The organism is Anatilimnocola aquadivae (genome assembly GCF_049819085.1).
In the GTDB taxonomy this organism is placed as follows: Bacteria; Planctomycetota; Planctomycetia; order Pirellulales; family Pirellulaceae; genus Anatilimnocola.
The window spans coordinates 816,088-830,970 of the sequence record NZ_CP187419.1 but is presented as its reverse complement, the minus strand read 5'-3'; the positions used below and the strand labels follow the sequence as shown (position 1 = coordinate 830,970).

Below are 14,883 nucleotides of genomic sequence, written 5' to 3'. Positions count from 1 at the left end.
TGGTGGCACGGGTGGTACTCCACCCGTGTTTTCGCGGAGACTGATAACCACGCAGAACGGCAACCACAGGAAGCCTACAAGCCATTTTCAATCGCCGCTGTTGCGTCGCACACGGTCGGTCACTCGTGGCTGGCTTGGGCATCGAAGCGTCAGCTGCCGGTCGTGGAGGCAAGTAGAATGCGAAGATGAAATTTACCATACGAGATTTGCTGTGGCTTGCGCTGACTACTGGACTTGCCATTGGATGGTGGCTGGATCATCGACTGCAAACGACAGCTCAGCAAAAGGCTGCTCAACAGCTGCTGAAACTGAATCTGGCCCTCGATGCAGAAGGCATCGCTTATCGTGACCAGGCTGGGCAAGTGGAGGTCTATGCTACCCATGAAGCGCTGGCGGCCTATGGCCGGAGCGCCAAACTTGCCACGCTGAAGTTGGTGATGCTTGAATCTCGCTTGGCCGAGGAAGGGCGCACGGTGGTATGGAGCACCGTCGACGGAAATCCCGTAATTAAAGTCAACGAACCGACCACGGTCGACAAGAGCCAGGCTGTTCCAGTTTCTCCAGCTTCAAATTGAACGTGCGCAGCTGCATTTGCAAGAAACAAAAAACGCCCGGCGGAATTGCCACGCTGCCAAATCACACCTTCAAATGTGACAATGGGCGGCGGTCAGATGGGGAAACCTATTTCATCACAAGCGACTTCATCACAAGCGACGGGGCCCGTGGCATGTCATGGTGGAAAGATCTCGCCAACAAAGCGCGTAGCGTATTGGGCGCAGGAAACGCGAACCAGGATGACAGCGGCTGCCAACATGGCGACGCAGTCCACTTGCGGCAAGGAACGGCGGAGTTTGAGTACTTTGTTGCTCGCGGCGAATTGGAGTCGGCGAGAAATCTCCCTCACGGCGCCAATCACTTGGCGAATCTGCTGAGTTACGATCCCGGACGACCGGAGTGGGTTGAACTGCTGGAGCGATATCTGGTCGCTGCAGGCCCCACTCCAGAACAGCTCATTCCCCGTGGCGAACAGCTGTATTACTCGACGGAGGCGCTACGGGCCTACATCTGGCACAAGCAGGGCCGGTTGCATGACGCGGTCGAGCTGTTGCTGGGTTCAACAGATGCCAAACCAGATGCGCAGTACTTGGAGGCTTGGGCGCTTCCTTGGTTAGAGACGGCGGGAGCGGTGGAAGGTCTGCCGGCCCCCATGGCGCTGCAATTGTTCGCCGCCGTCCTCGGCCGTTACTCAGAGCGACAGGATTTGACGGTCAAAAAGGCTCGTCTGCTGCATCGCTGGTCGGTGTTGAGCGAACGTCATTTTGCGACAGCGCCAACAGATCAGATGAACACGATGCTGCGGGCGGGCATCCTGCGCAAGGCAGGACGGTACGTCGAAGCTGCCAAAGTTGCCCAGGCAGCATTCGACCAATCGCCCAATTGGCACGCTGCTGTCGCGTTGGGTCTGATTTATCGCCAGCAGGGAGATCACGAACAGGCCGAACGGGCTTTTCGGGACGCCCTGCGCTTGGATCCAAGCGATGTGAGCGCGCGATTGGAAGCGGGCGATATGTATTATCGCTTGGGGCAATGGCAGCGCGCCCACGATTGGTATGAACAGGCGCTGGAAGTAGATCGGCAGCATCCTTGGGCCTTACCGTCTTCCTTGATGTGCAGTTGGAAGCTGACGGGCGACGATCAATGGCTGGACAGAGTCATCGCCCTGGCGAAGGGAGGCAACGGGCGGGCCGGCAGCCTTTACAACCAAGAGTTCTTTGCCGGTCTGCCGCCGCCAGCCGACGCAACAGCCAACATCTTGCGTAAGTTCTGCGATTCGCTGGAGCAGAACCCGCAGGATCCGCCGGTAGGAACCGTGAAGGTAAGGATTTCCGGCATCGAAGCCCCCAGTGTGTATTTGGCCTTCCGAATGGAGATGGCTCGGCTGCAGAACGATTTGGCGATTGAAGTGGAGGTGAAACACATCACGCAGCCCGATCCGCGGTGGCCGGTGGAAGAAGTGCAGTACCTGTTGTGGGATTACGAAGGGACTCAGCCGCGGCCAGGACTGCCGCCACCGGACGCTGAGTTGTCGGCGAAGATTGCGAAGCTGGCAGAAGCTCCCTTCGCTGAACTGACCAACTGGGCAAGTGCCAGCTTGCTGGCTGCTGAACTTGGTCCCCATCGCGCGCAAGATTTGTTAGCGGCGATAGTGCATCCGCCGGCGACACCCGCCAATCAATCCACCTTGGTTTGGTTGCCGCGGGTGCAACACACAGCGATGCAGGTTATCGCGCATCTGGATGATGGCTGGGAAAAGTCCATTCGACGTCCAGCACTCTATTCCGCGCTGTTTGGTCCGTTGGACTGGACTACGGAAGCTGCCATTCGTGTCCTCGCTCGCCTGGGCGCCGAATACGAGCCCATTGCACCGGATATCCACGAAGCGTTTCAACGACTGGCCAAGCACCGGCCTGCCGATGGTTACTGCTGCTGGGAACGAACGCTCTACTCCCACTGGCAAGAGTTGCCCCATCTTTTTCCTAGTGAACGAGAGCACATCAACCAATACTTGGAACGACTGGATCAAGCGGAGGAGAAGTGATCTGGGTGGTTGGTCGCAATTGCGGACAACTTGCTGCATACCATAAACTTAACAATTAACCGACAGTTACCAAAAAATAACGCGCTAACACTTGACAATCAATCACCGATTTGCGCCAATGGATTGGTGCTCGACCTGCGTTGTCTAGTAGATCGAATGGCGATGGTAACATTGCGCGCGGATGTCGGCAGTTGCCAGTAGTGCATCGGTTGGATAGGGCTTGGATTGGCGAGTGATAGCGCGTGAACCAGCGGGGATTGAGTAGTTGGACAAAAAGGAAGTGATGCAGATGTTGTCGAAACGGAGACAAGTGTTGGGGTTGAAGTCACTTCGGTCGAGATCCGGGAAAGATCGGCTGTCCAAAAACCTCGTGACACTGCCAGCAGGACCGTCAGCGAGGTTTTCCTGGCGGAGACGTCGGACTGCTTGAGAACGTGTCATTGAAATGTGGTTATCAAATGGTTATCAGTAATCTATCTGAATATTACGATTTGTTGTCGTAACATGAACGGAGATCGCGAGTAAGGGAAACTGGTTATCGCGAAATAAATCGCGAAAAGGTTATCACTTTTGGTTATCAAAAGTGGTTGTCACGATGAACGTGGCGACGGCGGTTCCAGGAAGGATATCTTTGACATCTTGGTGGCAGGGGAAGTAAGTCGCTGCGAGAAACTTCGCGCCGAGGACGTGCTGATGCCGGCTGCGATTGGACGCAAGTGGAACGCCGCTCGACTGGGGGGCGTTCACAAACCGCCGGGTTGGCGAGACGGAAACATGCGTTTTTCGCGGCAATTTCGCTAATTCGCACGGTCAGAGGGGGCCGGTTTGTGAACACCGATTTCCCGAGACCCAAGTTGCGAGACCCAAATTGGAGCAAGGTCAGCTGCGGGTGACGGGGACGATGCCGTCCCAGTTCTCGGGGGGCGTGCGATTGTGCTGGGCAATGAAGACGGTCAGGAAGTCTTTGGCCAGATCGTCGGGAGGTACTTGATGCAGCAACTGCAGGGCTCGGGGCCAGTCGCGGGCGTTTAGCGCGGTGCTGGCGGCCTCGAAGGCGGCGATGTGTTCGTCGGTGAGTTGCGGCCAGGCGAGCAGCGGTGGCAGGAGTTCGCTGACGACCAGCGGCGTATCGAGGCCCGGGGGACGAACCTTGGCAAGGGTTCGCACACGAGCTTCGTCGGCGGGCATCTGCTGGCGAGCTGCGGCGGCGGTCACTTCGTCGAGCAGAATGGGAACTCGAATCGTCTTTGTCATCTCTTCCAGTCGCGATGCCAGATTCACAACCGGTCCGAAGACGGTCACCTTCACTTGGTCGACCGTGCCGATCTTACCGGCGACCGCGCGGCCCGTGGCGATCCCAATGCCGACGCGAAAATTGGCCAAGGGATGAGCTTGAGCGGCTGTGGCGTTAAAGGCTGTGGCATTGAACGCGGCGCGAATGCCGAGCGCCGCATGACAGGCCCGCGTCACGGCATCGGACTGGGCCAGCGGCCAGCCCCAAAAGCCCATCACCGAGTCGCCGTGAAAGTCGCCGACGACGCCGCCCGTATGCAGAATGTTATGCGTGGTCACTCCGAGTGCCTGGCTCACGCGTTGCAGCAGTTCGTGCAATTGAGCCGAGAGCTTTTCGCTCGCGCGCGAGAACCCGCGGAGATCGCAAAACAGCACGGTGACGTCGGCTTCACGGGGCTGCAGTACCGCGTCGGCATCTTGATCGGCGAGCGCTTCGAGCACGACAGGCGAAAAGAACTGACTGAGCCCCGCTTGCTTGCGAGCCAGTTGCCGAGCTTCACGCAGGCTGCCGAACGTGGCGGAGGTGAGTTCCGTAAACTTGATTTCGTCGCCGAGCGAATCGACGTCGGCACCCACGTCGAGCGCTGCATCGCCGGCGAAACTGCCGGTGACATACAAGGCCCAGCCCTTGCAGGCGTTGCCACTGATGGGAGTGCAGAAGGCCCAGTCGAGACCTTCGCTGAGCGTGAAGTCGCCGGGGCCGCGCTCCGCGCCGCTCCAGACGTAGACGACGCTTTGCCGCGTGGTGACTGCCTGACGAATCAGCCGTTCGGAAGGATTGAAGTCGGCACCGGAGAGGATTCGCCGGTCCCAGTGGAGTACTTTCAGTTCCGAAGGCGCTGCCTCTTGATCTTCGGTGATTTCGACAATGGCCGCGGCCGCGGCTCGCTGGATTCCGCCCATCAGCAAATTGATGAGCCGGACGAAGAGTTCGCTGTCGCTCGACGAACTGGTGATGACCTCGGGCAAGCGGCTCAGCACTTCCATACGCTGATCGGGTCGGCGGTAGCTGCGGCTGTGGAGTTCCTCGATGCTGAAGGTTCGCTCGGTGAGCGGGACCGGTTCGTTTCCGCCGCCGACGCTCACGCGCTCGTTGGCAAAGGTGAAGGTCGTTTCGCCAATGACAAAGTGATCGCCCGGTTGGATTTCGAACGCATCGCTGCGGCGACCGCGATAGAAGATGGGGTTGCGAGCTTCGGGGAGCATGCGAACCTGCAAGCGACCTTCTTGCAGGATCAGTTCGGCATGCTTACGACTGATTCGTTCGTCCCACGGTGCCGACCAGGGACCACCGGCGCGGCCGAGAACCTGCGGGACATTCAGTGGCAATCGCCGCCGCCAGCGAAACTGCGGTTGCGAGCCCTGAGCAATCAAATCGGCCATGGTAGTTTTGCGGATCGAGGCGGCGCGGTCTTAGCGAGGCATTTGCGGGGCGGTGACTTGCCACGCAGAGAGGCCACTCGTTGTCGAGAGGAGCAGCAGCCCTCCTTGACTGAGTTTAGCGACTGCCAGCCCACTGAGCACACTGCCCGTCGCGAACGAGTCGTGCAATTTGCCGTTCTCGCTCACCAGATGCACGCTGCCATCGGCGGCCGCAAACCACCATTCGCCTTGATGCCCTTCGAGCACTTGCGACGAAGCGATCGGATCGATGGGCTGCTGATGAGCACCCGGCGGCAGCTGATAGTTCCAGCATTCGCGCAACTGCGACGTGAGCCCCACCGCCACGAGGTTCCCTTGCGGATCGTTCGAGATGCCCACGAACGAAGCTTGCGTCGGTGTGGGAAAGCTGGCGACCGCCAACCGCGCGATGGGCCAACTGGCGACCTTTTTCGCGGGATCTTCGCGGCCAAAGCGACTCAGCGGCAACACGCTACCTTGTTCGCCCGTGACCAGAATTTGCCACGAGCCCACATCGTTGGGCCTGGTCACGGCGACCGAGATCACATTGGGGAAGGTGCGGTTCCGCCACTTCACTTCGCCCTGCAAAGTCGTGGCATGCAAACCGAGCAGACCGACGTTACCGGCCAGCACGTCGGCAGTGCCGTCTTCGTCGAGATCGGCCAGTTGCAGGTCGGTGATGCGGAGCGAGTCTTGCGGCGTGTTGGGATAGGCCGTCAACAGTTTGAACTGCTCATCGAACAGGAACCATTGCGGCGCGAGCGGAGAACTGCCGACGAAGAACCGCTTGCCGTCTTTGTCGACCGTGGTGCGCAGGAAAGTGACCGCAGCCTGCTCGGGAAGTTCGAGCTCGTAGCGCTGAACCACTTTGCCGACGGGGCTGACTTCCGCGATCGTTCGCCAGCCATCGCAGACCAGCAGCTTCGGTTCTTCGTCGCTGCGGACAGGTGGAACCAGCAGGATGTTGCCTGGCGATTTCAACTCGGTGCAGTTCCAGGCGGCTTTCAGCTGAATGTGCTTGGGTTCGCTGCGGCGGCGAATGACGGGCTCGGCGAGTTCGACGACGGGCTCGGGTTCGCGGCCACCACTGGCCACAAGCGTCTGGTATTCGGTTTGTTCGCGCTCGAACTGCGTGAGAATCTCAGCAGCCAGATCGTCCCCCTTCAGCAAGCGTTCGATGATTACGCCCAGTTGCTTCGAGAGTTCCGGATTGCCCCCCGATTGAAAGATCTGCACCTGTCCCTTCGCGTTCATCACCACCACGGTGGGCTGGAACTCGATCTTAAAACTCTTGTCGCCGAAGGCTTCCAGATCGCGGACGACGGGAATCTCGGCTTGCCACTGCTGCAGCGTTTGGCGAATGCGATCCGAGGGGATATCGGAAGGGTCGGTGGCCACGCCATAGAAGGCGACTTTGGGATGGTCGCGATACTCGCGCGCGGCGAGTGCCACTTGCTGCAGCGTCGCTTCGCAGGCGGGGTTTTCGTGATACCAGCAGAGGACGGTGATCTTCTCGGTCAGCTGAGCCTGAGTGAGTCGCTTGTCATCGAGCGTGGTGAAGAAGAACTCGCTGGGCTGCTTACCGAACAACTGCGACGGAAGGGGCCGCGGCGGCAGAAGGAACGATTTCACCACCTTCGCGCCCGCGGGAACCGTCAACTGCCAGCGACTGGCCGCGATGGGCTGATCGAGCTCGGCACCGGGCATTTCGATCCACAGCTGCAGTTGGCTCACCGCTGGATCTTGGGCCACTTCGGGCAAGAGCGCCGCAGCCGGGTAGTCGAGCCGGCGGAGCAGACTGTTTTCGCGGTCGACCCAAAAGATGAAATTGCCACCGGGCGAAGGAACGGCGATTCGCTTGCAACCTCGGCCATTCGAAATGCCGTCGTCGAGCAACTGGCAAGCGACATCGTCGGCAAAGGCATTCGCCAGGCCGCGCGATTCGAGCATCAGCTCCAATTGAATAGGCTGGCGGCGCGGACGACCAGCGAGCGTGTCGTACAGCAACGGATCGCTGGCAAGATCGGCCAGCTTGAGCATCAGCGGTGCGGTTCTGACCACGACTTGCCCGTCGAGGTTCTCGCCCGAGTCGGGATCGTGAATACTGGCCTTGAACCGCTTGCCATCGATGCGAACTTTGGCCTGGTACACATCGAGCGCCAGCCGATTGGGCCGCTCGAAGGCGACGGCCGCGGGAAAGTCCTGCACCACATCCTGACCGTTCGCTTTGTACGACAGCTTGACGACGGCCTGATCTTGATAGGACTTGGCGTCGCGATAGGTTTTGAGCAACCGCTGCAGGATCTTGTTGGCCGACGTGGCGGCATCGAAGCTCTCGGCGGGACTGGCCAGCGGCGAGACCGTGGGGTTATCAACCTTAGGGCCGACTGCTTCCGGTTTTTTGCAGCCAGGCACTGCCAGCAGCGCGACCGCCAGGAGGAATGCTATCGATGTTCCGCGCACCACGTTCGTCTTCACCCGCAGGCTCCTTCCACTTCCAATGGCAGCACCAGGCTGATGCTGGCAAGGGCCCATTGTGGCAGCAGGCTCGCCAGCGGGAAAGCTCAATCAAGTCTGGCAGCAGCGGGTGATTCAGCGGCTGCCGTTTGACAAAGAATCACGGGTCGAGCAGATTTCAGTTCAGCAGCGACTTCCAACTGCGCGAGTAGCGTGAACGACTCGTCACCTAGCTGGTGGCGAGTTGGAAATGGGACGAGGCAAGCTCGTTGATCAATTCGGTAGCTAGTGGTACGGCCCCATGCTGCTGCAGATGCCGCATAGCGCGATGCTCAAAGCCAGGAGACCGATGCATACAAGGGCTACGATAAACACGACTCGTGCCTTTGGATCGCGGTCGCCGCGTTGAGGTTCTTCGTTCCAGCGTGGCGATTTGAAGGGGTTCGGCTCCATCCCCCCATTCTGCCAGGGCAACCGCGGCCGGTAAATTCCAATCGCCTTGCTCTGTTTGATGACGGGGGTGTCCAAAAACCGGGACTCAAAGTGGTTATCACTAGGACGGCCGATAACCGGCTTTGCGATCTCGGAAAGTCTTGGGACGATCGATGTTAAGTGCGGTTTTGCGGAGTGGGCTTTTGTCGCAAAAAAGTTATCAAAGTGGGCGTCGTTTTTGGACGTTTGGAAGATCGAGAATTCATGGGGCAGGCAATTGCTCAGCTGGCAGTGATTTGACATCTGAGTGCTGGGGCTCGTCGTGGCCGGAGGTCAGTTTGAGGCCGATGATGCCGGCGAGAATCAGCAGGATGCAGCCGACGCGCATCGCCGTGAGGGGTTCGCGAAAGAAGACAATGCCGACGATGACCGCGCCGACGGCTCCGATGCCGGTCCAGACCGTGTAGGCGGTTCCGAGGGGGAGCGTTCGCATGGCGTAGCCCAGCAGGCCCATGCTCAGGGCGAGGGTGACGACCGTGAAGACGCTGGGCCAGAAGAGCTTGAAGCCGTCGCTCGCCTTCAAGCCGGTTGACCAGCAAACTTCGAACAGGCCCGCGATTACAAGAATGATCCACGCCATTGCACACCTCCGAGTGGGTGGCAAGGTCGTCCTTGCCCGACTGGTGGCTGCCTGACGGGGCAGTGCAGCGAGGGTCGTCCCTCTGTCAGTAAGTTTAGGAGAGACGTGGCGGGGGTCAATTGGTTCGCTGACCCCGCTCGAACCGCGAGAGAGGACCCGAGTCGGAACTTTGGCACACCAGTTGCTTTTAGTGGGACATCGCCGCCGAGGACCGGAACTCTTCGGTGGTGAGTATTCCTGATGTGGGCCGGAACAGAGAAGTGGCATCCACAAGATGCTAGGGGCCGGCGAAAAGAGGCTATTCTTCGCGGTTTACTGCGATTAATAGAGGCAAGAACAGACGGTAAAGAGGCACAGGAATAGAGATTGAGGTAGCTGAGGGCGTCTGGACAGCGCACTTGGCAATGCAAAACAGGCGAGCTGATTCGGTCACACGGGTCAGCTCGCCTGCTGCATTTTGATAGCGCAATTTTGCAACACTGTGTTTAGAAATTAAACACATCGGCGTGCTGGCGAATCGCTTCGCTGCGACCGACGAAAAGATTGCGGACTACCGCACGATCTCTTTCTCGGCTCCTGAGATTTGCCTTCTGGCGATCGCGGCGGACTTCCGCTTGCCAGCATTAATCTGCAGGCGTTTTTCGTTGAATTTACCCCACCTTAGCGATAAACTCACAGCTTCGACCGGAGCGGGCGAAATAGAAACTGAAAAAAGCAGAGTACTTTTCCGCCGCACCGTCGTTTATCGCTTGTCGGGGAACACTTTCGGTCAACGCGAGCCCTGAGAGTTCGCACATCGATTCGTCCGCCACACCTTAAGTGCTAATGCAGCTTGGGTGCTAATGCAGGCGGTCGAGTTTGCTCTTCGACCTTATCGTTTACAGGCAGAGAGGGATTTATGTCACGGATTGTAGGTGGACTGTTGTTGGTCGCGGTGCTGTGCGGGGCAACCCTGCCGGTCGACGCCCAAACTCCAAAGACGGGTGCGGTTGCCTCGGCTGACTACAACATTCCTCAAGTCAAATACATCAACGAGCAAATTCGTCAGGTCTGGAAAGACAACGAAATGACTCCGTCGCCGATGGCAACGGATGGCGAATGGTGCCGCCGCGTCTATCTCGATATTCTCGGCCGCGTCCCTTCGGTGACGGAACTTCGCGAATTTGCCAGCGACAAAACTCCCGACCGCAAGCTCAAGCTCGTCAACAAGCTGCTGTTCGATGAAATCTATCTCGAAGATTACGCCCGTAACTGGACCACCATCTGGACCAACATCCTGATCGGTCGCACCGGCGGCACTGAAGACCGCACACTCACCAGTCGAGAAGGGATGCAAAAGTATCTCCGCGATTCGTTTGCCCAAGACAAGCCTTACGACCGCATGGTGTACGAATTGGTCTCGGCCACCGGCACCACTTCGCCTGGTAGCCCGAAATTCAACGGCGCTGCCAATTATCTGGTGATGAAGCTGGACGAAAACGCCGCCCAGGCGACGGCCATGACCGCGAAGAACTTCCTCGGCCTGCAGGTGCAATGCACCCAGTGCCACAATCACCCGTTCAACGACTGGAAGCAGCAGAAGTTCTGGGAGTTCAACGCCTTCTTCCGTCAGACCCGGGCCCTGCGCACCTTTGTGCCGGGCACTCGCGATGTGGAATCTGCGGAACTCGTCAATCAGGATTTCGCGGGCGAAGGTGGTGGCGGTGATGCCTCGGAAGCGATCATTTTCTACGAACTTCGCAATGGTCTGATGGCCAGTGCTTATCCCGTGTTCGTCAACGGCAAAGAAGCTCCTCGCAGCGGTTATGTTTCCGATGCGAACCGCCGCGAAGAACTCGCCAAGATGATTGTGGCATCGGAATACATGGACAAGACGATTGCCAATCGCATCTGGCACCACTTCCTCGGTTATGGTTTCACCAAGCCCATCGATGATATGGGCCCGCACAACACACCGACGCACCCCGAACTGCTCGATTACCTGGGCAAAGAAGTTCGCACGAACAGCTTTAACCTGAAGGAACTCATCAAGTGGGTTGCTCTCAGCGAAGCCTATTCGCTCTCCAGCAAGATCACTCCCGGCAACAAGGCCGACGATCCGCTGATGGGTGAAACACCCAAGTTCACGCACTTCTACCTGCGGAACATGCGGGCTGAAGAGCTGTACGAATCGCTGATCGTGGCCACCGAAGCTCAAAAGACCAAGGGTGACTACGCCGAGCAGGAAAAGCTGAAGACGCAGTGGCTCTCGCAGTTCAATCAGACCTTCGGCACCGACGAAGGGGACGAGCAGACCACCTTCAACGGCACGATCCCGCAGCAACTGATGATGATGAATGGCGATCTGGTGAAGAAAGCCGTCAGCACCGAATCGGGCAGCTTCTTGCACAAAGTGGCAACCAGCAAGCTGTCGCCCGCACAAAAGATCGATTACTTGTTCCAGGCTGCTCTCTCTCGTGCACCCACGCAGGGCGAGGTCGACATTGCGAACAAGCTGCTGCAAGCCCGTGGTGGTGATTCCGTCGCTGCCTTGCAGGATGTGTTCTGGGCGGCACTCAATGCCAACGAGTTCATCCTGCAGCACTAAGGAGTTACCTCTCTCAACGCCCTCTAACGAACATCCCTCACCAACTCAGTAGGCTCGGCAACACGAGCCTGCGATCCGCAAGATAAAGTCCTTCGCCAACTACCAACCACTCGCGCTCACTTCTCGGAGATTCTCGCATGATGACTTCAGTTCCCTCGGACATGTCTCGCCGGCACTTCATGTCCCACATGGCTGGTGCCTCGGCCATGACCATTCCGGCCCTCACCTTCGGCCACAGCTTGCGGACGCACGCTGCCGAACTGAAGAAGAATCACAAGTCAGCCATTCTGTTGTGGATGAGCGGTGGCCCCAGCACGATGGACATCTGGGATCTCAAGCCAGGTGCCCCGACCGGCGGTCCGTTCAAGCCAATCAGCACCAAGGGCGATGTGCAAATTTGCGAACACATGCCCCTCACGGCCAACGTGATGGACAAGCTCTCGATCATTCGCTCGATGAGCACTCGCGAAGCCGATCACATGCGTGGTCGCTACTACATGCACACCGGCTATGTGCCAAACCCCAACATCGAGCACCCCAGCTACGGTGCGGTTCTCTCGCACGAACTGATCGACCAACGGGCCAACCTCGAAATCCCACCGTTCGTCTCGGTCGGTGGCGGTAGCGTTGGTCCAGGCTTCCTCGGCATGGCTTGGGCTCCGTTCGTCGTCAGCAGCAATGGCCAGGTTCGCAACTTGGACATGGGCATCGAAGACAAGCGACTCATGCAACGTATGGCCGCTCTCGACATGATCGAGAAGAACTTCATCAGCCAGAATCGTGGTTCGGCTTCGGACGACCACATGAAGATTCTGAAGAAGACGCTGAACCTGATGACCAGCGAACAGATGGAAGCCTTCAAGGTCACCAAGGAACCGAAGGAAATTCAAGACCGTTATGGCAACGACGGCTTCGGTCGTGGCTGCTTGATGGCTCGCCGCCTGGTAGAAGCCGGTGTGCCGTTCGTCGAAGTTGATCTTGGTGGCTGGGACAACCATGCCAACATCTTCACGACGCTCGGCACTGGCATGAATCCGAAGCTCGGCATTCTCGATCGCGGCATGAGCGCCCTGGTCGAAGACCTCGAGCAACGGGGGCTGCTCAAAGACACCGCCATCATTTGGATGGGCGAGTTCAGCCGTACGCCACGCATCAACGGCACGACGGGTCGCGATCACTGGGCTCGCTCGTGGAGCGTGGTCGTCGGCGGTGCCGGCATGAAGGGTGGTATCGCCGTGGGTAAGACCAACGCCGATGGCACCTCGGTCGAGACTGAACCCTACACCTCACAAGACGTGATGGCCTCGGTCTGCAAGGCTCTCGGCATCTCGCTCGAGACCACCTTCACCAGCAAGAGCGGTCGCCCGATGAAGATCGCCAACGGCGGTAAGGTCATCAAGGAACTGTTCGCCTAAGTAACGCAGACATAGCTTGATTTTCTCGGCCGGCCGGAAGTCCTATGATTTCCGGTCGGCTTTTTTATGCCCTGTTTTGAATGTGGTTCGCGTCAACCCGGGTTGCGACCCACCGGTCCATGCGGCATCATCGGCGTGTCACATTTATCGAGCCTTCAGGAAATGATGCAGCATGCCACTCGGGAGTTTTTCACTGAACGATCGCGCGGCCGTACTCGCCGAGCGGTTGGCTTCTGAACCGCGGCGATATAACGTGACGGTCGACCAACTTCCCGGTGGGGCTCGTTTCGTCGATTGTGGCATTCAGGCCAAGGGTGGGTTGGAAACTGGTCGCCTGCTCGCCGAGATCTGCCTCGCCGGTCTAGGCTCGGTGACGATAGCTCCGGCACGCAGTGATTTGTGGGCTGGGCCGACGATCGAAGTCCGCAGCGATCAACCGGTCGCTGCTTGCCTGGCCTCGCAGTATGCCGGCTGGCAACTGGCTGCGGAGAAGTACTTTGCGATGGGCTCGGGCCCGATGCGCGCCGCCGCGAATCGCGAGCCAATCTTTGCGGACTTGCAGTACATCGAGTCGCCGCAACAAGTCGTGGGCGTGCTGGAGACAAGCAAGACTCCGCCGAGCGCCATCGTGGAACAGATCGCAGCGGCCTGTCATGTGTCGCCGGACCGAGTGACCCTCTTGGGTGCCAGAACCGCGAGCATCGCGGGCACGGTTCAAGTTGTTGCCCGGTCGGTTGAGACGGCGCTTCACAAACTGCACGCCCTCAAGTTCGACCTGCAGCAAGTGGTGAGTGGTTACGGCACGGCTCCGCTGCCGCCGATTGCCAAGAGCGACCTGACGGCCATTGGCTGGACTAACGATGCGGTCCTCTATGGCGGCGATGTCACGCTGTGGGTACATGCCGATGATGACCAACTGGCGGAGCTTGGCCCGCAAGTTCCGAGTAACTCGTCGAGCGATTTTGGCGAGCCCTTCGCCAGCATCTTTCAGCGGTACAACGGCGACTTCTATAAGATTGACCCGCTCCTGTTTAGTCCCGGCACGATCACTTTCATCAACCTCGCCAGCGGCAAGTTGCACCGGTTCGGCACGCTCCGTCCCGATGTCCTTCAGCATTGGCTGCTGCAGAAATAGCCTTTGAGCCCAGGGCGACAAAGTACATGCGCATCGCCATTCTCGCGGCTCCCGATAGTTGGTACGCGCGCGACTTGCAGCGGGCAGCGGGCAACGAGCACGAACTGACGATCGCGGCCTTCAGCGAAATCACAGCGAAGCTGGGCGGCGACGAGCCACTTGAGATTCACAGCGGCAGTTGCAATTTGTCTGCCTGCGAAGCCATCCTCGTGCGCACCATGCCGCCGGGCAGTCTTGAGCAAGTTGTCTTCCGCATGGACTGTCTCGCGCGCTACGAAGCGGCCGGTGGCATTGCCATCAATCCGGCGCGAGCCATCGAAGCGGCCGTCGACAAATTCTTAACGTCCGCCAAGCTGCAATCAGCCGGCCTGCTCACGCCGCGCACGATTGTTTGCCAGACGTTTGAAGAGGCAATGCAAGCCTTCGAAGAACTGGGCGGCGATGTCGTCGTCAAACCGCTCTTTGGCAGTGAAGGGCGCGGGCTGATTCGTCTGCAAGATGCGAACCTGGCCCTGCGAGCCTTCAAGATGCTGTCGCAGTTAAACGCCGTTCTTTACGTGCAGCAATTCATTCAGCACGAAGGCGAAGACTGGCGGCTGTTGGTCCTCGGCGAACAAGTCTACGGCATGCGTCGCCGCAACCCACTCGACTGGCGCACCAATGTCAGCCGCGGCGCGACCGCCTCGCCGCTGGAAGTTACACTCGAACTACGCGAATTGGCTCTACGAGCTGCAGCAGCCGTGCACGCACCGATTGCCGGCGTCGATCTGCTTCCTGCCCGTGATGGCCAGCTGTATGTGCTCGAGGTGAATGCCGTGCCCGGTTGGAAAGCACTGGCGAGAACGCTTGATGTCGATATCGCCAAAGAGGTCATCGAGTTCACGGCGGCTGCCGTTCGCAACCGCCGCTGAATTTGGCAAGAGG

The 14,883-nt window shown here is 58.8% G+C and carries 9 protein-coding genes; 6 read left to right on the top strand and 3 right to left on the bottom strand.

From position 1 onward, the window contains the following. The first annotated feature begins 185 nt into the window (after positions 1-185). Positions 186-575 (top strand): hypothetical protein, encoded by a 390-nt coding sequence (locus NA78x_RS03230; RefSeq protein WP_425616981.1) that lies wholly within the window; start codon positions 186-188, stop codon positions 573-575. A gap of 152 nt (positions 576-727) precedes the next feature. Continuing rightward, positions 728-2,599, top strand: a complete 1,872-nt coding sequence (locus NA78x_RS03225) for a tetratricopeptide repeat protein (RefSeq protein WP_425616980.1) — start codon at positions 728-730, stop codon at positions 2,597-2,599. Positions 2,600-3,478: 879 nt separating this feature from the next. On the opposite strand, the gene NA78x_RS03220 is transcribed toward NA78x_RS03225, so the two are convergent. From NA78x_RS03220 to sugE, 3 genes are all read right to left on the bottom strand, one after another. Next, positions 3,479-5,275, bottom strand: a complete 1,797-nt coding sequence (locus NA78x_RS03220) for an adenylate/guanylate cyclase domain-containing protein (RefSeq protein ID WP_425616979.1) — start codon at positions 5,273-5,275, stop codon at positions 3,479-3,481. Positions 5,276-5,305: 30 nt separating this feature from the next. Then, positions 5,306-7,771 carry a TlpA family protein disulfide reductase gene (locus NA78x_RS03215; RefSeq protein ID WP_425616978.1) on the bottom strand — a complete coding sequence of 822 codons (2,466 nt, stop codon included), beginning with the start codon at positions 7,769-7,771 and terminating at the stop codon, positions 5,306-5,308. Positions 7,772-8,444: 673 nt separating this feature from the next. Then, positions 8,445-8,822, bottom strand: a complete 378-nt coding sequence (gene sugE, locus NA78x_RS03210) for a quaternary ammonium compound efflux SMR transporter SugE (RefSeq protein WP_425616977.1) — start codon at positions 8,820-8,822, stop codon at positions 8,445-8,447. A gap of 898 nt (positions 8,823-9,720) precedes the next feature. On the opposite strand from sugE, the gene NA78x_RS03205 reads away from it, so the two are divergent. The 4 genes from NA78x_RS03205 (at position 9,721) to NA78x_RS03190 (ending at position 14,870) form a co-directional block, all read left to right on the top strand. Further along, a complete protein-coding gene (locus NA78x_RS03205; protein ID WP_425616976.1) occupies positions 9,721-11,409 on the top strand; it encodes a DUF1549 domain-containing protein in 1,689 nt (562 codons plus the stop codon). A 137-nt stretch (positions 11,410-11,546) separates the two neighbouring features. Beyond that, positions 11,547-12,824, top strand: a complete 1,278-nt coding sequence (locus NA78x_RS03200) for a DUF1501 domain-containing protein (RefSeq protein WP_425616975.1) — start codon at positions 11,547-11,549, stop codon at positions 12,822-12,824. Between the two features lie 172 nt (positions 12,825-12,996). Beyond that, a complete protein-coding gene (gene mch, locus NA78x_RS03195; protein ID WP_425616974.1) occupies positions 12,997-13,959 on the top strand; it encodes a methenyltetrahydromethanopterin cyclohydrolase in 963 nt (320 codons plus the stop codon). A gap of 26 nt (positions 13,960-13,985) precedes the next feature. Then, positions 13,986-14,870, top strand: a complete 885-nt coding sequence (locus tag NA78x_RS03190; RefSeq protein ID WP_425616973.1) for an ATP-grasp domain-containing protein — start codon at positions 13,986-13,988, stop codon at positions 14,868-14,870. Positions 14,871-14,883 lie beyond the last annotated feature (13 nt).

Excerpts from the sequence above, each read along its gene's own strand:
- NA78x_RS03225 (WP_425616980.1), top strand. The coding sequence starts at position 728 with ATGTCATGGTGGAAAGATCTCGCCAACAAAGCGCGTAGCGTATTGGGC.
- NA78x_RS03230 (WP_425616981.1), top strand. The coding sequence starts at position 186 with ATGAAATTTACCATACGAGATTTGCTGTGGCTTGCGCTGACTACTGGA.
- NA78x_RS03200 (WP_425616975.1), top strand. The coding sequence starts at position 11,547 with ATGATGACTTCAGTTCCCTCGGACATGTCTCGCCGGCACTTCATGTCC.
- mch (WP_425616974.1), top strand. The coding sequence starts at position 12,997 with ATGCCACTCGGGAGTTTTTCACTGAACGATCGCGCGGCCGTACTCGCC.
- NA78x_RS03190 (WP_425616973.1), top strand. The coding sequence starts at position 13,986 with ATGCGCATCGCCATTCTCGCGGCTCCCGATAGTTGGTACGCGCGCGAC.
- NA78x_RS03205 (WP_425616976.1), top strand. The coding sequence starts at position 9,721 with ATGTCACGGATTGTAGGTGGACTGTTGTTGGTCGCGGTGCTGTGCGGG.
- NA78x_RS03220 (WP_425616979.1), bottom strand. The coding sequence starts at position 5,275 with ATGGCCGATTTGATTGCTCAGGGCTCGCAACCGCAGTTTCGCTGGCGG.
- sugE (WP_425616977.1), bottom strand. The coding sequence starts at position 8,822 with ATGGCGTGGATCATTCTTGTAATCGCGGGCCTGTTCGAAGTTTGCTGG.